At 25.5% G+C, this 25,924-nt stretch carries 33 protein-coding genes; 9 read left to right on the forward strand and 24 right to left on the reverse strand.

Annotation, left to right across the window (positions count from 1 at the left end; genetic code table 11):
* Positions 1–14 precede the first annotated feature (14 nt).
* From KQY27_RS00110 to serA, 5 genes are all read right to left on the reverse strand, one after another.
* The gene (locus KQY27_RS00110) at positions 15–443 is read right to left on the reverse strand and encodes a Mov34/MPN/PAD-1 family protein (protein WP_224424549.1); all 429 of its coding nucleotides are present in this window, start codon (positions 441–443) and stop codon (positions 15–17) included.
* A 215-nt stretch (positions 444–658) separates the two neighbouring features.
* Complete coding sequence (locus tag KQY27_RS00115) at positions 659–1,414, reverse strand: tRNA(His) guanylyltransferase Thg1 family protein (RefSeq protein ID WP_255596566.1); 756 nt, start codon at positions 1,412–1,414, stop codon at positions 659–661.
* A gap of 108 nt (positions 1,415–1,522) precedes the next feature.
* On the reverse strand, positions 1,523–2,287 hold the full coding sequence (locus KQY27_RS00120; protein ID WP_224424612.1) for an aspartate dehydrogenase: 765 nt from the start codon (positions 2,285–2,287) through the stop codon (positions 1,523–1,525).
* A 575-nt stretch (positions 2,288–2,862) separates the two neighbouring features.
* A complete protein-coding gene (locus KQY27_RS00125; RefSeq protein WP_224424551.1) occupies positions 2,863–3,294 on the reverse strand; it encodes a PRC-barrel domain-containing protein in 432 nt (143 codons plus the stop codon).
* Between the two features lie 672 nt (positions 3,295–3,966).
* Positions 3,967–5,538, reverse strand: a complete 1,572-nt coding sequence (gene serA, locus KQY27_RS00130) for a phosphoglycerate dehydrogenase (RefSeq protein ID WP_224424552.1) — start codon at positions 5,536–5,538, stop codon at positions 3,967–3,969.
* Positions 5,539–5,946: 408 nt separating this feature from the next.
* Between serA and KQY27_RS00135 the strand changes: the two genes are divergently transcribed.
* Positions 5,947–6,285 carry a heavy metal-binding domain-containing protein gene (locus KQY27_RS00135; RefSeq protein WP_224424553.1) on the forward strand — a complete coding sequence of 113 codons (339 nt, stop codon included), beginning with the start codon at positions 5,947–5,949 and terminating at the stop codon, positions 6,283–6,285.
* A 155-nt stretch (positions 6,286–6,440) separates the two neighbouring features.
* Positions 6,441–7,232 carry a hypothetical protein gene (locus tag KQY27_RS00140; protein WP_224424554.1) on the forward strand — a complete coding sequence of 264 codons (792 nt, stop codon included), beginning with the start codon at positions 6,441–6,443 and terminating at the stop codon, positions 7,230–7,232.
* Between the two features lie 74 nt (positions 7,233–7,306).
* On the opposite strand, the gene KQY27_RS00145 is transcribed toward KQY27_RS00140, so the two are convergent.
* A complete protein-coding gene (locus KQY27_RS00145) occupies positions 7,307–8,278 on the reverse strand; it encodes a transcriptional regulator (protein ID WP_224424613.1) in 972 nt (323 codons plus the stop codon).
* A 342-nt stretch (positions 8,279–8,620) separates the two neighbouring features.
* Here KQY27_RS00145 and KQY27_RS00150 point away from each other — a divergent pair, with 342 nt between their 5' ends.
* Complete coding sequence (locus KQY27_RS00150) at positions 8,621–9,304, forward strand: TIGR00266 family protein (protein WP_224424555.1); 684 nt, start codon at positions 8,621–8,623, stop codon at positions 9,302–9,304.
* Positions 9,305–9,494: 190 nt separating this feature from the next.
* On the opposite strand, the gene KQY27_RS00155 is transcribed toward KQY27_RS00150, so the two are convergent.
* The 5 genes from KQY27_RS00155 to KQY27_RS00175 all read right to left on the reverse strand — a co-directional run bounded on the left by KQY27_RS00155 (position 9,495) and on the right by KQY27_RS00175 (position 13,015).
* A complete protein-coding gene (locus tag KQY27_RS00155) occupies positions 9,495–10,907 on the reverse strand; it encodes a lactaldehyde dehydrogenase (RefSeq protein ID WP_224424556.1) in 1,413 nt (470 codons plus the stop codon).
* A gap of 34 nt (positions 10,908–10,941) precedes the next feature.
* Entirely contained in the window at positions 10,942–11,391 is a 450-nt protein-coding gene (locus tag KQY27_RS00160) for a hypothetical protein (RefSeq protein ID WP_224424557.1), read from the reverse strand.
* On the reverse strand, positions 11,391–11,639 hold the full coding sequence (locus tag KQY27_RS00165) for a hypothetical protein (RefSeq protein ID WP_224424558.1): 249 nt from the start codon (positions 11,637–11,639) through the stop codon (positions 11,391–11,393). Before KQY27_RS00165 ends, KQY27_RS00160 begins: the two co-directional genes overlap by 1 nt.
* A 97-nt stretch (positions 11,640–11,736) precedes the next feature.
* A complete protein-coding gene (locus KQY27_RS00170) occupies positions 11,737–11,937 on the reverse strand; it encodes a class III signal peptide-containing protein (RefSeq protein ID WP_224424559.1) in 201 nt (66 codons plus the stop codon).
* A 148-nt stretch (positions 11,938–12,085) separates the two neighbouring features.
* On the reverse strand, positions 12,086–13,015 hold the full coding sequence (locus tag KQY27_RS00175) for a type II secretion system F family protein (RefSeq protein WP_224424560.1): 930 nt from the start codon (positions 13,013–13,015) through the stop codon (positions 12,086–12,088).
* A 416-nt stretch (positions 13,016–13,431) separates the two neighbouring features.
* On the opposite strand from KQY27_RS00175, the gene KQY27_RS00180 reads away from it, so the two are divergent.
* Positions 13,432–14,292: a hypothetical protein gene (locus KQY27_RS00180; protein ID WP_224424561.1), complete on the forward strand. Its 861-nt coding sequence runs from the start codon at positions 13,432–13,434 to the stop codon at positions 14,290–14,292.
* A gap of 146 nt (positions 14,293–14,438) precedes the next feature.
* Here KQY27_RS00180 and KQY27_RS00185 read toward each other — a convergent pair whose 3' ends face one another.
* Positions 14,439–14,777, reverse strand: a complete 339-nt coding sequence (locus KQY27_RS00185) for a hypothetical protein (protein ID WP_255596569.1) — start codon at positions 14,775–14,777, stop codon at positions 14,439–14,441.
* Between the two features lie 720 nt (positions 14,778–15,497).
* Here KQY27_RS00185 and KQY27_RS00190 point away from each other — a divergent pair.
* Positions 15,498–15,767, forward strand: coding sequence for a hypothetical protein (locus tag KQY27_RS00190; RefSeq protein ID WP_224424562.1), 270 nt, complete (start codon positions 15,498–15,500; stop codon positions 15,765–15,767).
* Between the two features lie 81 nt (positions 15,768–15,848).
* A complete protein-coding gene (locus tag KQY27_RS00195) occupies positions 15,849–16,109 on the forward strand; it encodes a hypothetical protein (protein ID WP_224424563.1) in 261 nt (86 codons plus the stop codon).
* Here the strand turns inward: KQY27_RS00195 and KQY27_RS00200 are convergent, their stop codons facing one another.
* From KQY27_RS00200 to KQY27_RS00210, 3 genes are read right to left on the reverse strand one after another with little or no spacing between them, the layout of a single operon-like run.
* The gene (locus tag KQY27_RS00200; RefSeq protein ID WP_224424564.1) at positions 16,110–16,289 is read right to left on the reverse strand and encodes a hypothetical protein; all 180 of its coding nucleotides are present in this window, start codon (positions 16,287–16,289) and stop codon (positions 16,110–16,112) included. It lies immediately after the preceding gene.
* 27 nt (positions 16,290–16,316) lie between these two features.
* On the reverse strand, positions 16,317–16,682 hold the full coding sequence (locus tag KQY27_RS00205; RefSeq protein WP_224424565.1) for a DNA methyltransferase: 366 nt from the start codon (positions 16,680–16,682) through the stop codon (positions 16,317–16,319).
* Positions 16,683–16,706: 24 nt separating this feature from the next.
* The gene (locus KQY27_RS00210) at positions 16,707–17,534 is read right to left on the reverse strand and encodes a ParB N-terminal domain-containing protein (RefSeq protein ID WP_224424566.1); all 828 of its coding nucleotides are present in this window, start codon (positions 17,532–17,534) and stop codon (positions 16,707–16,709) included.
* A 222-nt stretch (positions 17,535–17,756) separates the two neighbouring features.
* Here KQY27_RS00210 and KQY27_RS00215 point away from each other — a divergent pair, with 222 nt between their 5' ends.
* On the forward strand, positions 17,757–17,921 hold the full coding sequence (locus tag KQY27_RS00215; protein ID WP_224424567.1) for a hypothetical protein: 165 nt from the start codon (positions 17,757–17,759) through the stop codon (positions 17,919–17,921).
* Between the two features lie 138 nt (positions 17,922–18,059).
* Positions 18,060–18,191 (forward strand): hypothetical protein, encoded by a 132-nt coding sequence (locus tag KQY27_RS09185; RefSeq protein ID WP_255596570.1) that lies wholly within the window; start codon positions 18,060–18,062, stop codon positions 18,189–18,191.
* A 14-nt stretch (positions 18,192–18,205) separates the two neighbouring features.
* Here the strand turns inward: KQY27_RS09185 and KQY27_RS00220 are convergent, their stop codons facing one another.
* The 4 genes from KQY27_RS00220 to KQY27_RS00235 form a co-directional block, all read right to left on the reverse strand.
* Complete coding sequence (locus KQY27_RS00220) at positions 18,206–18,343, reverse strand: hypothetical protein (RefSeq protein ID WP_224424568.1); 138 nt, start codon at positions 18,341–18,343, stop codon at positions 18,206–18,208.
* Positions 18,344–18,467: 124 nt separating this feature from the next.
* Entirely contained in the window at positions 18,468–18,833 is a 366-nt protein-coding gene (locus KQY27_RS00225; RefSeq protein WP_224424569.1) for a hypothetical protein, read from the reverse strand.
* Positions 18,823–19,116 (reverse strand): hypothetical protein, encoded by a 294-nt coding sequence (locus tag KQY27_RS00230; protein WP_224424570.1) that lies wholly within the window; start codon positions 19,114–19,116, stop codon positions 18,823–18,825. The genes KQY27_RS00225 and KQY27_RS00230 overlap by 11 nt, the downstream gene beginning before the upstream one ends.
* 447 nt (positions 19,117–19,563) lie before the next feature.
* A complete protein-coding gene (locus tag KQY27_RS00235) occupies positions 19,564–19,851 on the reverse strand; it encodes a TFIIB-type zinc ribbon-containing protein (protein WP_224424571.1) in 288 nt (95 codons plus the stop codon).
* Between the two features lie 232 nt (positions 19,852–20,083).
* On the opposite strand from KQY27_RS00235, the gene KQY27_RS00240 reads away from it, so the two are divergent.
* Entirely contained in the window at positions 20,084–20,548 is a 465-nt protein-coding gene (locus tag KQY27_RS00240; RefSeq protein WP_224424572.1) for a hypothetical protein, read from the forward strand.
* Between the two features lie 57 nt (positions 20,549–20,605).
* On the opposite strand, the gene KQY27_RS00245 is transcribed toward KQY27_RS00240, so the two are convergent.
* From KQY27_RS00245 to KQY27_RS00265, 5 genes are all read right to left on the reverse strand, one after another.
* Positions 20,606–20,890 carry a hypothetical protein gene (locus KQY27_RS00245; RefSeq protein WP_224424573.1) on the reverse strand — a complete coding sequence of 95 codons (285 nt, stop codon included), beginning with the start codon at positions 20,888–20,890 and terminating at the stop codon, positions 20,606–20,608.
* Between the two features lie 6 nt (positions 20,891–20,896).
* Entirely contained in the window at positions 20,897–21,157 is a 261-nt protein-coding gene (locus tag KQY27_RS09305; RefSeq protein ID WP_342765730.1) for an HNH endonuclease, read from the reverse strand.
* A gap of 17 nt (positions 21,158–21,174) precedes the next feature.
* Complete coding sequence (locus tag KQY27_RS00255) at positions 21,175–21,729, reverse strand: hypothetical protein (RefSeq protein WP_224424574.1); 555 nt, start codon at positions 21,727–21,729, stop codon at positions 21,175–21,177.
* Positions 21,730–21,731: 2 nt separating this feature from the next.
* Positions 21,732–22,691: a hypothetical protein gene (locus tag KQY27_RS00260; RefSeq protein ID WP_224424575.1), complete on the reverse strand. Its 960-nt coding sequence runs from the start codon at positions 22,689–22,691 to the stop codon at positions 21,732–21,734.
* 496 nt (positions 22,692–23,187) lie between these two features.
* Complete coding sequence (locus KQY27_RS00265) at positions 23,188–25,410, reverse strand: Ig-like domain-containing protein (protein WP_224424576.1); 2,223 nt, start codon at positions 25,408–25,410, stop codon at positions 23,188–23,190.
* Between the last annotated feature and the right edge of the window lie 514 nt (positions 25,411–25,924).

Consider the following 25,924-nt stretch of genomic DNA (forward strand, 5'->3'; position numbering starts at 1 on the left):
ATTTATGTAAAAAATCATATAATTTTAAACTTAGCAAATTCACCATAACGATTATAAGCTAAGATATTCTCAACTTCATATGGTTGACATATAATCATATGAAATAAGCCAGTTTTTGCAAAAGTAGCTAAATCTGTACCAGAAGGTAAAGCACTAGGTCCTGGATGGCTGTGAACTGAACCCCATTGAGTTGTCATAACTGGAAGCATTCCAGTATTAATAATAGCTCCTTCATTTGATGTTTCCCCCGGTAAAAATACTAAACCTGTAATATGCAAAATTTCGTTTTTAACATTCCCATCAAAGATAGCCATAAATTCATTTGGATCAGAACTTTTAGCATACCATAATATTGAGTCAATAACTTCTTCATCTATGTGAACTTCATTAAATTTAAATCTATTAGTTCCAAATATCTTTGAAAATAAGTTACTTAAGCCCATTTACACACCATAAAAATTTTAAATATTTATAATTTTTAAATATATATTTATAATATTATAATAATTTATAATATTTAATAATAAAACTAAATAAAATTGATTTTTTCATTAATATTGAATATATTATATATTGAAAATATAATATATGATATTATTATATTGATAATATTATTATTTGATATTAATAAAGTACAATATTATAATTATCTTATATCTTATATAATATCAATCTTTTTAAAAAAATCTTTATCAAAAATAGGTAATTTTTTATCAACAAACAATAGGTTTCTGAAGGAATTTTCTTCTTTATTTGTTTTTGGATTTAAACCTTTAATTTGTTTTTTAGTTTTATAAATAGCTACTCCTCTTTTTTGATATATTGGAAGATTATTAATATTAAGTCCTTTTTTAAAAAGAATTTCATGAATATCAGAAGATTTAAGATTTTTTAATTTCATTGTAGCTTCTTTAGCTGAAAAATCTTTTCTTAATGTCCAATATCCATAGCTATTAATACAATTTCTCCAAGCTTCATCTTGCCTCCACTTGAAGTATTTAACAATTCCTCCATTATTAGCTATTGGAATAACTCTAGAATCAAAAGAAATAGTAGGAATAGTAGAAATATTTTTATTAAAAGTGAAATTTTCTTCTAAATCTTTTAAATGTAATGTTAAAGCACTTGAAGCTAAGCTAGGAAAAACTGAGTTTAATTTTTCAATTCTTCCAGAAAATGGAATTTCTGACAAGAGTATATTTATTTCATCAGAAAATGAGTAAATAAAAGATGGAGAAAATTCATTAAAAATATCTTTAGAAGTATCAATCATTGCATTAATAAATTTTTCATCATAAGGCATTTCTAGATTCAGATTATTAGTTAAACTGTGAAATTTCCTACCATCTAATCTTAAGATGATTTTAAATCCTTTTGGAACTTTCAAACTATTATAAATTTCATATTCTTTCATAAAATGCCTCATGTTTATTGACAAGCAAATAAATATATCAAATTAGAAACTTAAATTCAAGCTCATAGCAATAAGTTTCTAATAACTTTCTAATAAAAATTATATAGATTATGTCCCCATTATAAAATTCTCATTCAAGCTTTTTAATAATTTAATAGCTGAATAAGCAGCTAACATACTTGTTTTAGGATTAACTTCACAAGGTAAATTCTCAGTTCTTGTTTTAAATTGTCCGAAGTCTCCTTCAACAATAACTTCATGAACATTTTTATCTACATTAGGATCAACAATGATTTTAACATCAACATCCATGTTACAAGCAATACTAAGTGCAGCAGCTACATTTATATTAACTGGAAACATTTTAACTGCTTCAGATGCTTTTCCTTCATAAAGAATCTCTTCCTCATCAGTAGCTTTCCCAAGAGACTTTGGAGGTTTTCTTGTTGTTAAAGTAGCTTTATTAATTTTTCCAATTGATGCAGCTTTGATTCCATCTAAACCAACTATAGCACCAGAAGGGGCGAATATCTTAGCATTATTAGAATTAGCAGCTTCTATCATCCGTTTTCTAATATTTTCATCCATCAATGCACCAATACTCATGATTATAATATTTTTACCTTTATTTAGGACATTTAAACCGAATTTTTCTACAGAAATAGGAGAAGCAGCTTCCAAAACTAGATCAACATTATCAATCATGTCTTCAATATCTAAAACAGCTATACCATTAGCTATACTAGCCAAATTTTCTGCTTTTTCCATGTCGTGATCATAAAAATACTTAATATTAATCCCACTATTTTTAGACAAAAAATTATTTACAATGATATTAGCTATTGCACCACAACCCAATATTCCGACTATTATTCTTATCCCTCCATTAAAACAAATAATTTATTAACTTAAAAAATCTTTAAAATTTCAATATTTAAAATTATTTAAAATTATTCAAAATAATTATATTATGAAAAATTATGTTAAATTATACTAATAATAGTTATATTATAGTATTAATTATAGTTAATTATAGTTTATTATAATTGAAATAATGAATCATACTGAAAGATTATACCAATTATATATTTTTAATTATATTAATTATATTTTATAATTAAATATAAAATAATAAAAAATTCTAAGTAAAAAGTACTAGTAAAAAGTACTATAATAATAAAAAATTCATAAAACAAAAAAAATAATACTAAAAACTATTTAAATTAAAATTAATTAGTTAATCTGATTAATTCAATATTATAAATATACAATATAACATTATACAGCATAATACAGTATAAGATACAGAATATACAGCATAATATAAACAAAATGTAATATAAAATATAAAACAATTAATATAAAATTTAAAATTATTATATTAATAAATTTATATATTACTTGAATTTATATATTAGTTAATTTATATGATTACTTAAATTTGTCCATTACATTGGATATTGTGATTTTTGATTTGGATTCTGAGTTGTAGTAGGGTTTGTAGCTGGATTTGGAGTTGGAGTTCTTTGTTGAGTAGTTGTTTGACCCTGAGATTGAGATTGAGGTTGATTAGGAGTAGGTCTTCTAATATCTTGAGGATCAATTAACATAATATCCCCAATAGCCCTAACTTTATCAAAATCTACATTAAGAACTCCTTCTTGGAAAGCTCTCATCTCATTTTCTTCAGGAACAAACTGTAAACCATTTCTAAAAATGTCTCTTATTCCAACATTTTTATTTTCTGGTTCTAAAGCTTTAACTTGAAGCTTAGCAATTGTTCCCATTCTTATATTAAGAACTACATCTACAACTCTTCCTACATATTGCCCGGCAATAGTATATATGTCCAAATCATAAAGGTTTGAAACTTCCACCATATTTTCACCTAAATCCTAATAATTTGTATGATATTGATTAAATTTCAATTATATAGTTATAATTATATTAATAAACTAATTATTGATTATTTAATAATCATATTAATCCTACTAATTCTAATAATTCTATTAATTTATATTAATAATTCTACTAATTCTATTAATTTTTATTAATTAATTCTATATTAATTCTATATTAATTGCATGTTAATTGTAACAAGAAATATTCATATTTCAAATCTATAAATTTGATGATTTTTATCATATGATATGAAACAAATATAAATACAAATAATATATCTCAATCTTAATATTCTATATTTCTCTAATTGATAATATAAATAGTTTTGGTTACTAAATAGGTAAATCACTCCAAAAATAAAGAAAATATTAAAAATACTAAGTATATTATATCACAAAATCTATATGAAAATATATATCATATGTAAAAATCTGAAAAAAGAAAGAATAAAAAAGAATAAAAAAATAATTAGAAAAATAGTAAAAAATAGTTAAAAAATTATTCAGATATAATTAAAAATAATTAGAAAATATTTAATAAATTATTAAAATATAATTAAAAATAATAAAAAATAAAGAAACATAATTGGATTTAAAAAAGTAGAATTAACATATAAAAAAGGACAATGAAGTTAAAAAAAACTTTATTGACTAAAGCTCTAATCCAACAGCATCGAAAACATTGTCAAGATTTTTAACTTCTTCCATAACATTATCAGGGATTTTTTGATCGATAGTTAAGATCATTATTGCTTTTCCACCAGCAATATCTCTTCCTACTTGCATAGTCCCTATATTGATATTGCATTCTCCTAATTTTGTTCCAATAGTTCCAATAGCTCCAGGAATATCATTATATTTAGATATGAACATGTGTCCTTCTGGTTTTACATCCACCCAATAATTATTTATTTTAATTATAACTGGTTCATGTAAATCAGTTCCTTCAACAGAAAATTCATCTTTTTCACTTATTGCTTTAACTCTGATTAATGAATCATATCGTTGAGCATCAGCAGTTTTTCCTTCAGTGATAGTTATACCCCTTTCTTTAGCTATAGTTGGAGCATTAATCATATTAACAGGATCAATTAAAACAGAATTAAGAATTCCTTGAAGAACTGTCCTTGTTAGAATATCTTGATTAGCCATTTCAGATAATTCTCCACAATATACTATTTCAAGTTCCTTGATTTGTCCAGTAATAGCTTGAGAAACAAAACTTCCTAATTTTTTACATAATTCCAAATAAGGTTTTATTTCTTCATAGGTTTTTTGATCAACCACAGGCATGTTTAAAACGTTTTTTGGAGCTCCTCCTTTTAATACTTCAATTACTTCATTAGCTACAATTATAGCTGCATCTCTTTGAGCTTCTTTAGTTGAAGCTGCAATATGAGGAGTAACTACAATATTATCAAGATCAAGAAGTTTGCTATCTTTTGGAGGTTCTTCTTCATAAACATCAAGAGCAGCTCCACCAATTTTTTCATTTGAAAGTGCATCAAAAAGTGCATCTTCATCAATGATTCCTCCCCTAGCACAATTAATTATAAAAGAATCTTCTTTCATCATTTCAAATTCTGCTGTGGATATAAGATGTTTAGTTTCAGGAGTTAAAGGAACATGAATTGTTATGAAATCAGCTTCTTTCAATACAGTTTCTAAATCAGCTAACTGAACTCCCATTTGTTTAGCTACTTCTTTAGGCAAATAAGGATCATAAACGATTGCATCCATTTCAAATGCTTTGCATCTACTTACTACTTGAGAACCAATTCGACCCATTCCTACTACACCAAGAGTCTTATTTCTTAGTTCTACACCCATAAATCTGCTTTTTTCCCATTTATTTTCCTTTACAGATTTATCAGCAATAGCTATTTTCCTTGCTGCAGTTAACATCATTCCCATTGTATGTTCTGCTACAGTAATAGAAGTTGATTCAGGAGCATTTACTACCATGATACCTTTTTCTGTAGCTGCTACAACATCTACATTATCTACTCCAACACCAGCACGAGCAATAATTTTTAGTTTGTCTGCTCTTTGGATAACTTCACGAGTTACTTTTGTTCTACTTCTAATAACAATTGCTTCATATTCAGAGATAGTGTTAAGTAATTCTTCTGGAGTTATATCTGTATCAGCAACAACATCTGCTACTTCTTTTAAATTATCAATACCTTTTTGATTTATTGAATCGGCAACAAGTACTTTCATTAAATTCACCTGTAAGATTTAATATTTAAGATTTAATATCTGATATTTATATCTGATATTTAATATTTGATATTTAATATTATTAAACTTATTAAATAAAGAATTAATTAATAAAATTTTGATTAAAAACTTTATTAGAGACTATTGTAGATTTATTATAGAATTAATCTACATATATTATTTATTTTTGATCTGTTATTTTTGTTAAAATAATATTATATTTTTATAATCTATTATATTTAATGATTTTTTGATTTATATAATTGTTGACTTTAAAAAAATTAAAAATATATAATACAAATAATCTTAATAAAAAAAAATAAATATAAGGAAAATAAATATATAAAAAACATAAATATATTAATAAATATAGATAACAATTGAATAAAAATAATATAGGAAGATAAAATGGTATCAGTAGAAGAATTCGTGATTTCAAGTGCAAATGATGTTCCAGGATATAAAATTACAGAAACCAAAGGTTTTGCTTATGGTTTAACTGTTAGAAGTAGAGGTATAGGTGGACAGATTGGAGGGGAGCTTCGATCCATAATTGGTGGAGAAATAAAAGAATATCAACAGATGATGGAAGAATCCAGAGATAAAGCACTTAACAAATTAATAGAACATGCTAAAAGTCTAGGTGCAAATGGTTTAATAGCTGTTCGATACGATTCTGATGCAGTAGCTACAAATATGCAGGAAATTTTGGCTTATGGAACAGCCGTTGTAGTAGAAAAAGAATAATATATAAAGATATAAAAATGATTAGAACTAATGAGAAATTAATTAAAAATAGTTAGAAATAGTTAGAAATAGTTAGAAATAGTTAGAAATAGTTAGAAATAATATAATAAATATACAAAAATAAAACTATTTAAAAACTTCTAAATAAAGGTGATATGATTTTTCAAGACAATCTAGAATTCAAAGGTAAGGAAATTCCAAGAATTATCCTAGGTTCTGCCCCATTTACTGCGGAAAGCTATTTTGGACATAGATCTCGATTATATCATCTTGATTTAGAAATAAATTCTGATAATGTGGCTAAAATAATAAATAAATCAAATGAACATGGAATAAAAGCAATAAATCTAGTAAACAACAACAATTTAATTGAAAGCTATCAGAAAACAAATAAAGATGACATAGTAGTTATTGGAACAGTTGGAAAGACCAATGTGGATTATGTTAATCCAAATTATGAAAAAGCTAAAGAAGTTGATTGGAAAAATGACATAGCTATGCTTTCAGAGTTTAATTGTCCAATAATGCTTATTGATGAATTTATAACCGATAGCTATGATTGGGACCTTCTTGAAGAAATATTAACTGAAATTAAAAAACAAGGATCATTTGCAGGACTTATAACTGCATATCCATTTAAAACAACAAAAAAATTAATTGATTCTCCAATTTTAGATCTTTTCGATTTCTATATGGTTCCAATTAATAAACTTGGATATATGATGGATACTGAATCTTTTATGAAAGAAGAAAGAGAAAAATTAGCCAATCTCCTAAAAGCTATTGATAAAAAAATAATTGTTAATAAAATACTAGCTTGTGGAATACAAATGCCTGAAGAAGCATTTACTTTTTTAAAAACATTAGATTATGTTGATATGGTAGCTATTGGAATAGCTTCTGAAAGAGAAGCTGAATTTGATTTTGAATTATTAAATAATATTTAAAAATATATTTATTATTTATAATTATCTCTTATTCTAATTATCTCTTATTTTAATTATCTCTTTTTCTAATTATTTTAATTATCTCTTCTTTCTTTTACTAATCTCATAAATTCTTTAGAATCTCCAGCTTCTTTTAATTCCCATGATTTAATAACTGGAATTCCTTCTAAAGATTCTTTAATTTTTTTATTATTAATAATAAAAAAAGATTCAGAGTCTGTTATCAGTGAAAGATCTTTTAGACTGATAGCCATTTTATGAAGAGTTTTCGGTGCTCTATTATTTTCCAAACTAGCTATTAGTGGAGATTCATCTGAAGATTTATCATTAGAATTATTTTCAATAGCTAATGCATCAAAAGGAGATTTTTTAGTTTCAATAACGCCAAAACCTAAATTAGATAAGTCTTTTGTTTTTTCACTATTAGTATTTTCTTCAGAACTTACCTTATTAAGATCAAAATCACATTTTGGAGTTTCAAATATATCAATATCAACAGTGATTTTCATATTTAAAATATCTTCTAGAATCATAGCTGTTTCAGGATTAGCTCGAACCATATCATTTTCATATTTATATATTGTTTCTCTTGAAACATGAGCAAGATCAGCTAAATCTTTTAATGAAAGAGAATATTCTTCACGATATTCTTTTAAAATACTTCCATTAATATTAACAAAGTATCCTCCCCGATCAGCTAAAAATTCAGGGCGTTCATCATATAAAACTATATTTTTAAGAGTATCAACACCAATTACAGGAAGACCATGTCTTTCATACACAACATCCTCTTCAAGAGGACTTGATTTAGATTTAAGTCCAATAACAAGTGGTGATGCCAGGAATGTATTAGCTACTTTTCTAATTTCTTGAACATGGGTTTCATTAACACTATCAATATTAACTAGGACTTTTAAAAGAAGTAAAAGTAATTTTTTCCTAGCTGCCATGTCAAAACAACTTTGATAGTATACTTGAGAAGTTTCAAAACCTCCTCCAGTTAATAGCTGATTGATTTCCTGTATAATTTGATTTCTATTTGCAATTTCCATGTGAAACCCTCTAAAATAATTTTAAAAAGGTTTAAAAACATAATAGTAAAAGATACTATTATAACATAATTTTGTAAATAAAAATATATTTAATTTATAATAATATAAACATTACTTTTTAATTATTGAGTATATTTCCAAATATTTATTTTCAAATATTAAATTTTTTAAATAATTATTTTTCAATTATTCCTTTTCCAAATATTGTTCTTTCAATTAGATAAATTTATATAATACTTAATATTAATTATTATTAATAATAAACTTTTTAATAAAGCTTATTAGTGTATATAAACATGAAAAATAAATAAAATATAATTTAAAGGATTGATAAATATGGAATATGAAATTAAAGGTGGACCTTTCCCAATAGTAGTTTGTAAATTAAATACTGGAGAAGTCATGAAAAACGAAAGTGGATCAATGGCATTGATGAGTTCTAATATTAAAATGGAAAGTAATACAGGAGGAGGAATTCTTAAAGGACTTGGAAGAGCTTTAGCTGGAGATTCACTCTTTTTAAACTTTTTTACAGCAGAAGCAGATGAACAAGAAATTGGTTTTGCATGTAGCTTTCCAGGAAAAATCATTCCAATAAAATTAGATGAAACAAAAAACATCATTGCTCAAAAAAGTGCTTATTTAGCTTCAGAAAAAGATGTTGAAATTGAAATGCATTTTAGAAAAAAATTAGGTGCTGGTGTGTTTGGAGGAGAAGGATTTATACTTCAAAAATTTTCAGGAAATGGAATGGTCTTTTTAGAAATCGATGGAGAAGTACTAGAATACAACTTAAAGGAAGGAGAAAAATTAGTCATTGATCAAGGACATCTTGCAGCAATGGAAGAAACCGTTGATTTTGATATTCAACGAGTAAAAGGAGCTAAAAATATGCTTTTTGGAGGAGAAGGTTTATTTTTAAGTACTTTAACAGGTCCTGGAAAAGTTTGGGTACAAACTATGCCTTTAATTAACTTTATTGAAACTATTATTCCATATCTACCAAATAATAATGGTTAAAAAACTTTTTAAGGAATAATATAAATAATACTAGATAATTAAATAATTAAATATAAATTCAATTTTAAAATTCATGTTAAGCTATTATTCTTTACATGAATTTTACATGAATATTTTTTAATTATTATTTATTAAAATAAGAATTATAAAAACTCTGAAAAAATTATAACTCTATAAAAAAATTATAATTCTATCTTAAATTCATCCCTATTAATTTTGTTCTAGTCATATCCTCTACTGCATATTTGACTCCTTCTTTACCTATACCACTCATTTTAAATCCACCGAATGGCATATTATCAGTTCTGAAAGTAGATTGTTTATTAATAAATACAGAACCGGTTTCAATTTCATTTGCACACTTCAGCCCATTTTTAATACTTTCAGTGAAAACACCAGCTTGAAGTCCAAATTCTGAATCATTAGCTGCATTAATTGCTTCTTCTACACTATTTACCCTAATAATTGGAGAAACTGGTCCAAAAGTTTCATTAATAACTATACTCATATCAGGAGTGATATTATCTAATATAGTTGGTTCAAAGAAATTTCCATCCCTATTACCACCAGTTAAAGGTCTAGCTCCTTTCTTATAAGATTCAACAACAGATTGTTCCACCATTTTAGCTGCATTTTCATCAATAAGAGGTCCAATATCTGTTTTAGGATCCATCGGATCTCCAATTTTTAATTTTTCAGTTTCTTTTACAAATAAATCAATAAATTCATCAGCTATCTTTTCATCAATGATAATCCTTTTAACAGCCATACAAACTTGACCAGAATAAAGATAAGATCCAAGTACTGCAGCTTTTACAGCTTTTTCAATATTTGCATCTTCAAGTACAATTAAAGGATCATTACCTCCTAACTCCAAAGTAACTTTCTTCATTCCTGCACGATTTGAGATTAATAAACCAGTAGCTACACTACCTGTAAAAGATATTTTATCAATATCTTCATTTACAGTTAATTCATCCCCTATTTCTCCACCATATCCAGTGACAGTATTAATAACTCCATTTGGAAACTCTGCATCAATTATTTCAGCTAATATCATAGCTGCAAGAGGTGCTTGAAGAGAAGGTTTCAATATCACTGTGTTTTTTGCAGCTATAGCTGGAGCTATCTTATGAATAGCTAGGTTTACTGGGTAGTTGAAAGGAGTTATAGCTGCTACAACACCTAAAGGAATCTTTTGAGTAAATGCAAAGAAACCCTTTCCACCAATTCCTGCATCAAGAGGAACAGTTTCACCATAAATTCGTTTAGCTTCTTCAGCAGCAAATTTAAGAGTTTCAACAGATCTTGCCATTTCACCAAGAGAATCTTTAATAGGTTTTCCAGTTTCTTCAGTAATGGTTTTAGCTATTTTCTTTTGTTCAGCTTTTAAAGATTCATATGCAGAGTAAAGACATTCAGATACCTTTCTTGAAGACATATCCTGAATTTCTCCTTTTGCCATATTAGCTGCAGAAATAGCTTTTTTTACATCCCCTCTATCACTAATAGGAACTGTATCAACAGTTTCATTATTATAAGGATTAATAACATTGAAAGTTTCTTCTTTATCTTCAAATTTTCCATTAATTAGCATTTTCATATTAAATCACTTCATTAAAAAGATGTATTATAATTCATTTAGGAATAGGTGCTTCTCCAATAACTATTTCCATATATTCATAAGGGAAAGTCGGAATCTTATTGTTTTTTGAACCATTTTTTAGTTCAATAAAACCTTCTTTAGCTAAATTATTCACCTTTGGTTGGACAGTTTTAATATCTTTATTTAATAACCTAGCTAAATCTCTAATTGATTCCGGATGATTGGATTTAATCATATTTAATAATTCTAACTCAATTTTTCCAATAGGATAGTTATCTGTAAACAGAATTACTCTTTCTTTAATATCTTCATCAAGCATATCTTTATAATGATCCCAATCTTCTAAATGAACATTGAATTTTTGATTTTTTTTATCTTCTTTAAGTAATTTTTTTAAATTATCTAATGAACCATATTCTGCTTTAAGTCTATCAATAATATCTTTTCCTTTAATTGTTCTGACAAGCCTTATCTCATACATTATCTTAACTCCTCTAATAATTTGTTTAAATTAACTCCAGATTCTCGATTAATATGAAGCCTAACTTTTAAAAAGGCTTTATATGAATTATTTATAGAAATTTTTTTCTTTTCATCCCCTATATGAATATGAGGATATCCATGCCAATTATCAACTTTTATATTATCTGGCAAAATTATTATAACCCAATAATCCCCATTTTCACTCCAAATAACAGATTTATTATGAATCTTATATCTTTCTTCCATTTATATCACTACTATATTTTTTATATCATAAAAAGTTGTTGGTATTTTTAACATCAACATTTTTTATATGAAATTTTTAATTAAATTTAGAATATTTTTAATCAAATTTAGAAGAAATATTTTCAATAGATTGATTAATTTTAGCTATCTCAGTAGAATTCATTTCTTCTCCAATTCCTAAAAGATAATCTTTGTAAAAATAGATAGCTATTAAAACAATTACAATCATTCCCCCAATTAGAAGAATCATCTCAGCACTTGCTTGACCTTTATCATCTAAATATTTAGCTAAAAACATTATTAACATCCCATTAACCATTAATTTCTAATTTTTAATCCCTAATTCCTAAAATTTAACCCCTAGTCCCTAATCTCTAATTTCTAACCTTTAATCCCCAATCTCTAATAATTTAATTTTTAATTTTTAATTTTTTAAATCTAATAATTTAAAAATTCAAAAATGCAGACCCAAAATTACTTACTATGTAAAATACACCATATGCAGAAATAGTTAATGGAATAGAAAATTTAATTCCTTTCTTAAAGTCACCATACATAACCAAACCAATAATAAGGCTTGCTAATATTGAATGAATGATGATATAAGCACCAGCAGCTATATTTGATGTTTCAACCAATTCACTTCCTTTTCCAAGACTTGTCATAAAGGAAGAATAAATACCAGTCATACCAAGAGCAAAAGGAGCTGCAATAACAGCTGAAATCACCAAAAACATAACCGCCATCATAACACTGGATCTTCTTTCTCTTTTTAACATTATAATAGCTCTCAAGTCATTAGATATATCATCGATTATATCAGCTAAACTCCCTCCACTTTTTCGAGCTTCAAGAATTATCTTAAAAGTTCGCTCAAGATTTTTAGATTTTAGTCTTTTGACCATAGCTATGATACTTTCATTAAATTCCCTACCCATCTTTATTTCAATTACAGCTCTTTTAATTTCATCATATAGAGGACCTGAACCATATCTTGATAAATCTTCCATTGCATTTTCAAAACTCAGACCTACTCTTAACATCGATGCAAGTTGCCGTAAAAAGTCAGGACTTGCATTTTCAATTTTTTCAGATCTTTTCTCAGATTTAATTATTATTACTCCAATTAAAATTCCTGGAGGAATGAAAAATGCAAATAAAACACATAGAAAGATATTAAAAGAAAATAAAATCGAAAATAATAATGATAGAAAAGATAAAATGATAATAGCAATTATTATAATTGCTAAAAGTTCTGAAGCTACTGTGAATATTCCACTTACCAATAAAATCTCTTGAAAATTTGTCAAATACTTTTCTGGAATTCTTTTCTCAATAAAAGCTGAAATAAAAATTATTAATTCATTTGATTCCATACTAACACCATAAAACATAGTCACAAATCAATTTAATTAATAGTATAGCTAATAAATCATTGAAAACAATGATTATTAGAATTTATTAATGAAAATTGACTAATATTACTAATTATAGTATTAATAGAAGTATTTAATAAATATTATTCATTTTAAAGACAAATATTGTTGTGATAGCTAAATATTTATCTAATATGGTGATATTTATCCTTACATCAAAAATTTATAAGGATTTGAAAAATTTTTTTTAAAAAAATACTAAAAAAATAAGTAAAATATAGTTTTATAAAAGTAAAATAACTAATTTTGCATTTGTTAAACTAATTTATGTCTAGATATGAATGATAATTTTTAATTAAACAGTCAAAGATTATTGTAAAAAAATTAATATAATCATTATAACAATATATGAAATTATGAATAATATAATAACTAATATAATAACAAATAAATTTTTCATAACATTTGTTTTCATTTTAATAGGAAGTATAATAACTTTTTATGCTTCAAAAGAAATATTTAATAAATATGAATTAAAAAGGAATGTAAATAACTTCGATACAGTATATAGAAACCTAGTAATTTCTTCTTTAATTATAACATATATTACTAGTATTATTTTCATAATTTTCCGTAGCGAAATTCCAAGCATATTGGATGCTATTTTTATATTATTCTCTTCAACTTTTGTATTTACTTTACAATTATATTTTAAAATATTCAATAAACATCAAGAAAAAATCTTATTAAAAAAAGAAAAAGAAAAAGAATATAGTGAAAGGCAAGAATCTTTAGAAAAATATATAATTACATATTTAGAAGATATTGCATTAGAATTCAAAATTAATTGTTGGTCATGTAATCCTAGGAATGAACTTTGTTTAAAATGTAGACCTATTGCAAAGCCAAATCCTTTCATACACCAATATATACTTAAACATAATTTCGAATCTGACAACTATGTTGATTTCTTCCATCTAGAAAGAACTATTAAAACTATAAATTACATGATAGAAGATTACAACGAACGCCCATGCACAGAAAAGTTAAAAATAACTTTATTTGGGATTTTTGCATATAATTCTTTTTTAACATATGGGATGATAGATAATGGATTAAAAAAATTAGATAGTCCTCATTTAGACAAGCTTGATGGTAATAAAGATTCAGATGAAATATTTTATATTATAATGAAATATCCGAATTATAGGGATTTCTTTATGTGGCAAAATGAGGTTCATGGGATAGCAGATCCTTACCTTGACAAATTTAAATAAAAAAAATCCCCTCAAAACAACCGAAGTTGCATGAGGGGTTAATATTGTATATCTACTAGGAACACTTGATGTAATTTTTGCATCGTATATTATTTTTTGTTCTTCTCATTTTTCCTATTTTCTAGTACTCAAATCATGGAAGAATATTACATTTTTCCATCATCAACTTTGAGCCATTCTGGATTCTTAACTAATTCAACCGGTGTTCCACTACATAGATATTGTCCTTGTTCAATACCTTTGAATGCAGCTGCACCATCAAAAACATTTTTATTATAATTACTATTTTTGAGAGTGATCCATATATGGCCTCCACATTTAAATTTACCTCTCCAATAAATTGGATCTAATTTTAGCATTACTGCAACAGCAAAAGCTATTTGTGAAATATCAGCACAATTCAAACCAAGGTTAAGTTTAAGTCTTTTAATAGCTTGTTTTTGAGGGTATAAATCATTATAATAATATTTATATATTTTTTTCATTAATAATTCATAAAATTCATCCATATTATTGAATTTTCCACATAAAGCATCTTCAATAGCTAACCATAAAGTTGGTTTTTTAGCTTTAGAAGTAGTAGATTTAATTTTAGTTCCAGAAACAATAACATAATTTGGGTTTCTTTACTTTTCTCTTCATTGTATTTTTCAATAGCTTCAGCTTGAATATTAAAATCATTTTTCTTATATTTACCAATAGTATGAGCAGAAATATGAGCTTCTTTATTTTTCAACCATTGAGCAATAAAAGTGTTAGGTTTACCCTCTCTTATAAATGTCTCAATTTCTGCCCGATATGGTGATTATAAAACAGCATTAGGCCTACTAAACATTATTAACACCTTTTTAGAAATAATTTTAATATGTAAGAAACTGTAAGAAATATGAAAAAAACTGTAAGAAACTGTAAGAAATTAAATTAACTATTTTGGAAATTTTATTAACTTTACATTCTTATGAGGATGAATTTTCATCTTACACAATTTACAGGATGTGATTATAAATGAAAGAAAAAAATAATTTTCGAAATGGAATTATGAAAAGTATGTTTTCAATAGTCTTTGCTGAATTATTTCATTGTTTTATTGAATTAGTTTCAGGAATTTTCTGTTAAAAATTAAACTTTTTTTATTTTTATTGAAAAATTTAATTAATTTAAAAATATTAAATTTAACTATAATAATAAATTAAAGAGGAGACATTATGTCAGAAAGATTAAATGAAATATGTGAAAATATCAGAATAAATGTTGAAAATGATGAATGTGAAAAAATCAGAGATAATATTATTGAATTTTTCAATGCAGTAATAACTGTTGATGAGCTTAAATTTAAGTATCGTGGAGACATTCGTCAAAGTTCTGAACATTATAATTATGAAACACATTTGGATTTTGATAGAAACAATATTCGTGATATAAGAAAAGTTTTATATCAATTATTATCTGATAGAGATGAATTCATTGTTAAATAGTTACTTGCACATAGCAATCAGACAGATTTTGAAGAAATTGAACATACAAATAGTAGAGAAATAAGCCGAGAAATTTTATCTATGGATGGATTTGCTATTATCGATAGAAAGCTTGAAACTAGACTTGAACAAGAAATTTTAATTGGATTTAATAAGTATTATACTCATAAAGCAGAAGGATATATAATTCTTGTTGATGATATTTATACTCATTTGCTTTTACGGGATTTTTTAGAAGTGAGAAGAAAACCTGAAGGTTTTTTCATACCTCATCAATGCGAGGCTAATTTGAGAAATCATATCTATGATGAAAATATTTTAAAAATAATTAAATTAATATAATTATTTATTATATCTTTCATATTTTATTATATCTTTTTGAATAGCTCTAGCTTCTTTTATGATAGTAACTTTTTCATTTGGAGATAATTTTATTTCATTCTTTTTTTCTTGGTTTAGTACTGTGTGTAAATGTGATAGGTAGGTTTTATTGTCTTTTATTATTTCAGTATAATCAACCATTATTAACAACACATTTAGCATTGTTTTTTAATTGATTTTCACTGCTTTTTGTTTTGCGAATTCTTCCCATCTATTAATTATTACATCACAATAATGAGGATCTAATTCCATCATATAACATTTTCTTTGTAATTGCTCACATGCAATTAAAGTAGTTCCTGAACCTCCAAATAAATCAAGGACCTTTTGACCTTTTTGTGAGCTGTTTTGAATTAAATAAGCTATCAATGATACAGGTTTCATTGTTGGATTTTCTGAATTCTTAATAGGTTTTTCAAAATCTAGAATAGTTGTTTGTTTTCTATTACTATTCCAAAAATGAGGAGCTCCATCTTTCCAACCATATAAACAAGGTTCATGTTTCCAATGATAATCTTGTCTACCTAATATCATACTATTTTTATTCCAAATTAAACATTATCTCACTTTCAATTCATTATCTTGACATGCTCCTCTGAAATTATGTCCTTCTGTATCAGCATGCCAAATATAAAAAACTCTTCCTGGTTTTAAAACATTTTTTGCATTTTTAATAGTATTATATAAGAAGATTCTAAATTCACTATCTGATTTATTATCATTAGAAATAGTTAATGCATCTTCAGTTTTTCCAACATAATCAACATTATAAGGTGGGTCAGTTATTAACAAATCCATCTGATTTTTAGTTATTAATTTATCTAGAGATTTTTTATCTTCAGAATCTCCACATAATAATAAATGCTCACCTAATTGCCAAATATCTCCTGGTTTTACTATTGATTCTATTTCTTTATCAATATCATAATCATCTTCAGTTATTTCTGTTTTAGAATCTTCAAGAGAATTTAATTCAGTTTTTAATTCTTCTACTTCTTCAGCTTGAAATCTTGATAAATTAATATCCAAATGACTATTATCTAATTTTTCAATATTTGCATATAGTAATAATTTATCCCATTCGGATTCCTCAGCACTTTTATTATCAGCTAACATATAAGCAATAGCTTCAGGATCGGCATGATTCCAATTCATTACTAAATATGGTACTTCATCTAATTTTAATAGTTGTGCTGCTTTTACAGCTCCATGACCTGCTAATATATAATTGTCTTTACTGATTACTATTGATCTACCCCATCCAAGTTCATCGATTAATTTAGCTATTCCTCTGATTTGTTCTTTGGAATGCTTTTTTGGATTCTTTGGATGTGATTTTATTTTATTTATTTTTATAAATACATGGTTTGTTTGCATTTTAATCATTCCCTTTATGTTATTGGAAATGATTTTAATTACAATATAATTATATTACAACCCTATTTTTTTAAACCCCCTAATCCAAAAAAATTTTAATTGTAATAAAATCATTTTATATTAAAAAATTATAATTTATTATAAATGTTAATATGATTCGAAAGAAATGTAAATATGTAAATAATATAAAAGAATAGATAATTATTATAAATATAAGGAGGTGGAAAAAACATGGTCGAATATCGTAAACGAAAAGGATCAGATACTTGGCATTGGTGTAGGAATTGTAGTCAGTGGCCTACTAGTAATTATGATTCAAGAACTAGTAAACCAACTAGTGGTGAATTACATAATGAATGCAGAACCAAACAAAGAGATGGAAATTGTAGGACTTAAATCCTACAATTTTTCATTTTTTTATTTAGGTATACTCATTAAAAATATTATAATATCATTAAAATAAATAATTAGGCTAACAATTATAGTTATTCCTGTTCCAAATATAGCTAGTAATTTATAGCTACTTTGTTAATTATGTTATTTGGAATTTCAACAATAGCTAGTTTTAGATCAATTATATCTTTTTCATTATTTGATATTCTATTTTCAAGATTATTTTCCCTATTTTCACTATCTGCTAATAGTATTTTTAATGCTTCTTTTTGATCCTTGTCAATATCTCATATTTCTTCTATTACTTGGTCGATTTTTGCTTGTCTGATACCATTATAATATTCTTTATTTTTACAATAATCATTGATCTCATTAACTTTTTCTTTTATTTCATTTATTTTTTTAAATACATGATTAGTTTGCATTTTAATTCATCCCTTTTATTTGGAATGATTAAATTACAATAATATTATTACAACCCTAAATTACCCCTAATCATGAAAACAAAAAAATAATATTTTTATAATTTATATCATCATTTAAATTTTTTTATTTACATTCTTCTAATATTTTTTCTAATTCATTATCAACTAATTCACGAGCTACTTCTTTAGCTTTTTTTTCTATCTTAGTATCAATAATATTTAATTCCTCTTTCTTTTTCTTTTCATCATAATAATCAATAAAATATATAATTATAATAGCTAATCCTATTGCTACTGATCCTACTATTATTCCAATTTCATGATAACCTCTTAATAGGGGGTGGTCAATTATTCCTGCAAATATGCTTACTATTCCAGTAGCTATAAGGCCACTGTTGATTGTTGTTTTTAGGAATCCTGTAATCCAAACCCTCCTTCTATAAGGTATTAATGTTGTTAATGGTTCTAATGTGGAGTTATCATGTTTCATCTTCACCCTCACTATTAGGAATAGCTTTAGTCACAACATTATCTAATAAATGTATTGTATAAGCAGTTATTAAAGCTCCTAAAAAAGTACCAAATAATTCAGGCTGAGCTTGATATAAAACAAAAACCGATATTAAAGCAGTGAATACAGTTCCTATAATATTAAGTTGAAAATAAGTAACTCCATCTTTAACATATATTTTAGGCATTATATATCCTTTTTCAATCCAAATCCTCACTAATATAGCTATTACACTAGCTATTACAATTAATATTAAATCCATTTAAAAACACCTCATAAAAAATAATAAAAAGTATTACTATTCAGACAAAAACACAGACATTTTATTTTTTATATATAAATGAACAATTAAAAAAGTAATACTATGTAAATAAAAAATATATAATATCAGTTAATGTAGCTGCAATAAAAAATAATAAAATTATCACTATAAATAGTTCGATGGCTTAAGAGGAAAAAAGTATCAAACCTCCATTCCATCGAACCATTTATAATAATAGTCTTTTAAATAGATTAATGTTAATCTCCACAAAAACATTAATCTATCATTGAAAAAGACTAAACAAACAACTTAAATTCATTAAGGTATTTTTAACCATATGGCTATGAGTAGTTCGATGAATAAAAAAATCTTGGGAGAATATAGAACATTTAAGCGAAGTTTGAAAACACGCCAAAATAAATATTTAATTCCTATTCATCGAACTACTCATAATTTTAATCCAAAATCAAAAACAACTCTAGTATAACCAACATAAACAGGAGGAACTCCTTGTAAAACTAATCCACAATCTTCACAAACAGTTTCAATCTCTTCATAAGAAATATTCTTACTTTCACATCTAGGACATTTAATATCAGCTTGTTTAGGTGTTATCTTATGATAAGTATTGCAATCAAAACAACTTAGAGTAAATCGTCCGATTTGGTGATTATATGTTATATCAATCTCGGAGCTACCGCATTTCGGACATTTTGTAATATTATTAAATTTCATTTTAAACAAAATTAATTAAAATACTAACTTCAATATATACTCTAATCAATTAGAAAAAAAATAAATAGTTAAAAAAATATAAATAACAGAAAAGTATTCTATCTTATACTTTTATAATTAGTATTATTGGGATATTCTAAAATTTAATTAATTCTATAAAAAGATTATTAACAGTTATTTAGGTACTAAATAATTTTTATAAAGACTATTTTGAAAAGTTAGGTGATTAAAAATGGGTTTGTTTAGTAGAAAAACATGGAAATTTGATAAAAACATGGGGAAATTTGAAAAAACAAAAGAAAAAGGAGCAAATTATATAGAATTTAAAGTCTTTGAAAAAATAATAGAAAAAAAAGGATTAGAGGTTGGAGATATTGTAGAAAATTATGAGATATCTCCCGAATTTATTAATGCACTCAATATATCTCTCCAATATCAAAAAGCTATTCTAGGTATAACTTTATATCCTCTACCTGCTCAAATCGTAGGGGTTGTTCAGGCTTTCCATGAGAGTCACCATTATTTAGGGCTTGTCTTTAATGGAGTTTATAGTGCTCAATTTTTAAACACTTTTGATGAAACTTTAAAAAATGTACAAGGAATTATAGATAATTTTTATGCAGGATTAGATGCTCAATTCAGTATTTACGAATACACACATCCTCCAAGAATAGTATTTACAGGAGTTAGTTTTTAAGTTAACTATTACTTAATAATTAACTTAATATTTCTGTAAAAATATAAAATTAAAAATTTATTCAACATTTAATTTTTGTTTTTCACGTTTTATTGCTAATGATTCCGAAACAAAGTTATTATTCCTATGAGCTGATAAAAAAACAGACCCTAAACCCCATTTTATTTCTTCATCCATTAAATCTTTATATTTATGATAAAATTTTCTAGAATTTATTCTCAATTGCTCTTGTCTTGCATATTTCCTATGTTCTGTGCTACAATATTCTTCCCTATTATGTTTTTTAATAAATTCTTTTCCACACCATTTACATTTTTTTAATTTAATTATAATATGATTCATATATAATCAATCTTTATTAATCAAAGGTCTTTTAAAATCTGTATAATCTTTTTCTTCAATACCTTTTTTAATATTGCAGCTACAACATAATGTTTGTAAATTATTCAAATCATTAGTTCCACCATTGGCTCTTGGTTTTATATGATCAACAGTTAAATTCTTAGTTGTTCCACATAGCTTACATTGATAATTATCTCGTTTAAAAACTTTATTTCTCTTTTTTTTACTAATTTGATTATCATTCCTTTGTAGCTTATGATTTATTATTTTTTTACTAACTTATTTTAATCATTATTATGTGGAAAAAATGATCCTATTAATATATGTGATTTTTTCAATATCATTAAAAAATTTAAGAGAAACATTCCAATTAAGGAATATGTAAAAAATGTGAAAACTTGAATTAAAAACTTATAATCCCCTATATTATCCGAATTTATATGTAAATTATTCCATAGCAACAAATACACCCCCAATATAATTATAATTATCACTGATAAAAATATAATAAAAGAAATATTATCTAAAGTATCATTAATAACATGAAGTTTAACATCTTTATCTATTAATTTCTTATCAAGTATATTTAGTGCCATATCGAATAAGAGTATTAAAGCACTAAAAAGCAATGGTGTTGAAATTGCTAATATTGTCAATAAAGTTTCTGACATTTCTTTTTCAATTAAAATATTAAAATCTATCAAAATTACACTAATAATTAAAGGCAATATAAATAATAAAAAAATATCGCTACAATATAGTTTATTAGTATCCTTGTTTCTAATTGTATCTAAATGTGCTTTAATAATATACTGTGGAGTTATTCTTTCAAACGCCATAATTATTCATATCCTCCTTTAAATATTCTCATTAGTTCCATTGCATAATCTTTAGCTATTCCATGAATATCTTCAAATTTAGGGTGCCCTCCATCATCTTCATCTATATCATCAGTAATATCCATAAATGGTTTTGTTGCTTCTCCATCCACACGAAACTTCCTTCTTGATTTCCCAACTTTAACATCTACTATTGTATTATTCACATTCATATCTTTTATTCCTAAAAAATCTGTATTTTTATCATCCAAACCAACACCAACTAACTTTTCCATGAATTTTTTAGCATAATCGCTATATCCTTTTTCTATTTTGAAATAACACGAAATTTCTCCCTTTACTTTATCTAAATGATGATTTAATATATTTTCTTGATTTTTATTATGTGATGGGATATTTAAGAAATTTAAAGACATGATCCTTCCCTTGTTTATATATTCAACAATGACTTCTTTTGGCAAAAATTCCTCAAACTTTAAATCCAAATTATTCAACTCTATTTTAACCAATTCCCTATATAAAAATCTTTGAAAAGTTTCTTTAATTTCTAATCTACCTTTTTTTTCAAATAATGCTACTCCTTTATTTGAATTTTTTGGAATTAAAAACAAATAATAAAATGGTTCTTCAGGAGAAGTATATTTATCCATATCTTGTGTTTTTTTAGTTTCAACATGCTTTGCTTTCCAATTCTTTCCAAAAGTACCATAATAAACTCTTCCAAAGCAAATGCGTTCTTCAAAAGAGACATCTTCTACACCCAGATCTTTTTTATTAATGCTGTCTGAAAATTCTTTATTATTGTTCAAAAAATCAATCAAAATTTTCAGAAAATCATTTTCAATTTTTTCTCCAAATACATCCTTATTTTCACGATTGATATTGTCTAATTGTTCTATTTTTCTAGTTGTTTTATTTTCTAACCAAAATAAATAAGAAGCTAAACTAATTTTTTCTTTCATAGATCTCATCACCTAAGACCCATAAGTTTTTATACTTCTTTTTTACATACTAATAATCGTTGAATGCTATTAGAATGTAGGGTCTTATCTTATTTTTATCCAATAATTATTATGTGGATAATTTTGAGTATTATGACTCATACATTATCTAATATTATTCTTTGATTATTTTTTAATAAAAGTCTTACTATTTGTTTATATCATAGTAATAAATTATCAAATCCATATTTTCAGCCATTTTTAACTATTATTTTTTAGATAATTTTTTAATTTTGCTAACCAAACAATGTAATCTTAGTGTAATTATTAATATAAAATAAATTATATATAAAAGATAGCATACTATCAGTTCAATTTCAATTGTAAAAAATCTTTAGAAAAAGCTATAAAAAGTTAAAATTAGTTTTTTAGAGGAAATAAGAAAAAATAAAAATAATAAATAAAAAAATATAAGAAAGGATAAAAGATTTAATTTATCCTTTAATTGTTTTGTTTTTTAGTGTTTTAAGCTAATTGATTTTTTGTTGTTAGCTAATATTATTTCTTTGTTTTTGTTTTTTGGGTCTACTTGGAAATGTGCTATACAGTATCTGTGGTTTGCTTTGTCTGGAAAGTAGCTGACGATTATTGATATTTTCTTTCCTGGAGCTATTGATTTGATTTTGATATATTTGGTTTTGATTTTAACTCCTTTTCTCATATGATAAAGAGATAGAACAGTAGCTTTAGATTTTAAACTTCCTTTGTTAGCTATTGTAACTTTACATGTAGATAATCTTTTATTAGATAATTCTTTGATTGATACAATTCCTAAATTAGATTTAGAAATGACTTTCTGTACTGCTTTTGTTGTCGATGATTTGTAGTTATTATCTCCTGCAAATTTAGCTATTAAAGTGTGTTTTCCGCCTTTTAAACCAGCTATCTTAAATACAGCTATTCCATTGTTGTTAGTTATAGCTGTGTATGTTTTTCCATTAATTTTTAATGAAATTTTCTTGTTTTTGAGTATATTTCCGTTTATGTCTTTTAGAGTTACTTTTATGTTAGTTTTCCTACCTTCATTAATAATCAGTGCAGAAACAGTTATAACAGTACCCTTTTCTAATACTACATTAACACTTGTGCTGGTGTTAGCTGCAAGATGAATAGTAGTAGTTGCAAGATCATTTGTACCATTAAATTCAGACATAAATGCTACGATGTTTTGTAATCCTGCATTAGCTGTATAAGTGAATTGTGCAATACCTTCGTTGTTGGTTATTGCAGATCCTACTAATTTTCCATTAACATAGAAATTAATTGTTGCACCAACAATAACATTACCCAAATGATCAATAGCTTTCACTATTGTAGTGACTCTGTTAGCTGAAACAATAGTATTAATTATTGTTAGATTAGTTTGATAATCGATAGTATTTCCTAATCCAGATAAATCACCATTATTAACAACATTACCTCCAGTATTACCCGTAATAATATTATCATTCAAAGTAGCATTACCATCATTAAAAACACCTTTACCATTATTATCAATAATCTCATTATTATTTATAATGGAATTACCCTCACTATAAATACCATCACCAACATTATCCATAATATTATTATTAATTATAGTAACAGTACCATAAGCACAGATAGCAGCACCTAAAGTTGCTGAGTTATTTATGAAAGTAGATCCATCTATAATAATATTAGAATCAGCACCAGCACTACTACGAATAGCTCCACCAGATTCTGCATGATTATCATTGAAAGTACAATTAATTATGCTATGATTGATGCCACCAAGGGCTACTGCTCCACCCGCTGTATATGCGTTACTATTATGAAATGTACAGTTAATGAGAGTATTATTAGTACCAGTCATACCCACTGCTCCAGCTGTAGAGTTTTTTGCTTTATTATTGGTGAAAGTTGAATTAAAAATTATTGCATCAACACCCTTAAGATAAACTGCACCAACACCATCAGCAGAATTATTATCAAAAATAGAATTATTAATATTACCCCTAGTAAGAGATATTGCACCAGCAGTCGACGCATTATTGCCTGCAAAAGTAGAATTATCTACAAAAATTTCATTTATTGAATGAATAGCTCCTGAATCAATACTAGCACTGTTATTTATAAAGTTAGAGTTGAAAACGCTACCAATGAAAAAGTATACTGCACCACCACTACGTTCTGAAGTATTATTGATAAATGTAGAATTGTTAATATTAACAGTACCACCACCACTGTAAATAGCACCACCATTATTAGTTCCATGATTATCTCTGAATGTACAGTTTGTAAATGTCATTACTGTTGAAGTTAAGTAAGAGCTACCTATCGCTCCACCATCTCCAGTATTGTTACCGTTAATGAATGTTATATTTATGAAAGTCACATTCAGATTGTTATTTATTGTAAATATTCTTGATAGTCCTTGTGCATCGAGTATGACTTTATCTTTAGTTTTACCTTGAATTGTTATATTTTTATTAATTGTCATGTTAGTATTGTTATTACCCACATATGTTCCTTCATCCAATTCTATTATGTCATCATGGTTTGAACTACTTAATGCACCACTTATTCCACCAGAAGTTGTGTTATTGATACTTGTAGTAGCTGCAAAACCAGCTTGCAAACTAATTACAGCTAATAAAATAATACTAGCCATGATTAAAGTATAGGTTATAATTTTCTTATTTTTTAAAATTTTATTCACCTCCCCATTAAGGGATTAATTTTTTCGAATTTCTAAAAATGTGATAAAAAAAGAATAAAGTAGTCCCTAAAAAAAAAATTTAAGAGATGGGGTGATAATTATCTAAAAAATTCTTAATAAAAACACATTTATCCTTTTCAATAAATCACATTTACAAATTTTTTTGATTATACTAAAACCAGTTATAATGCATAATATTACAATAAAACTCGCCATAAGCTATCTCCCATTATAATTATACATTAAAAAAGAGCATTTACTCAAAAATCATTGCATAATAACTCCATCCAATCTTATATAATCATGAAAAAATTACACAAATATTTAATATCGGCTAATTTTTTCATGATTAATAAATTCTTATTTTAAGAAAGATAAATTTACTTCGTTAAACCCAGGTTAAACGTACTAAAAATGAAAAAAAGTTACAAAACAATCAAAAGAGAACAATAAATCATTTAAAATAGATACAAAAATATTATAAAAATAAAAAAAAGTATTAATATTCCATATA

It is taken from the genome of Methanobrevibacter sp. TMH8, assembly GCF_020148105.1.
Lineage (GTDB): Archaea > Methanobacteriota > Methanobacteria > Methanobacteriales > Methanobacteriaceae > Methanobinarius.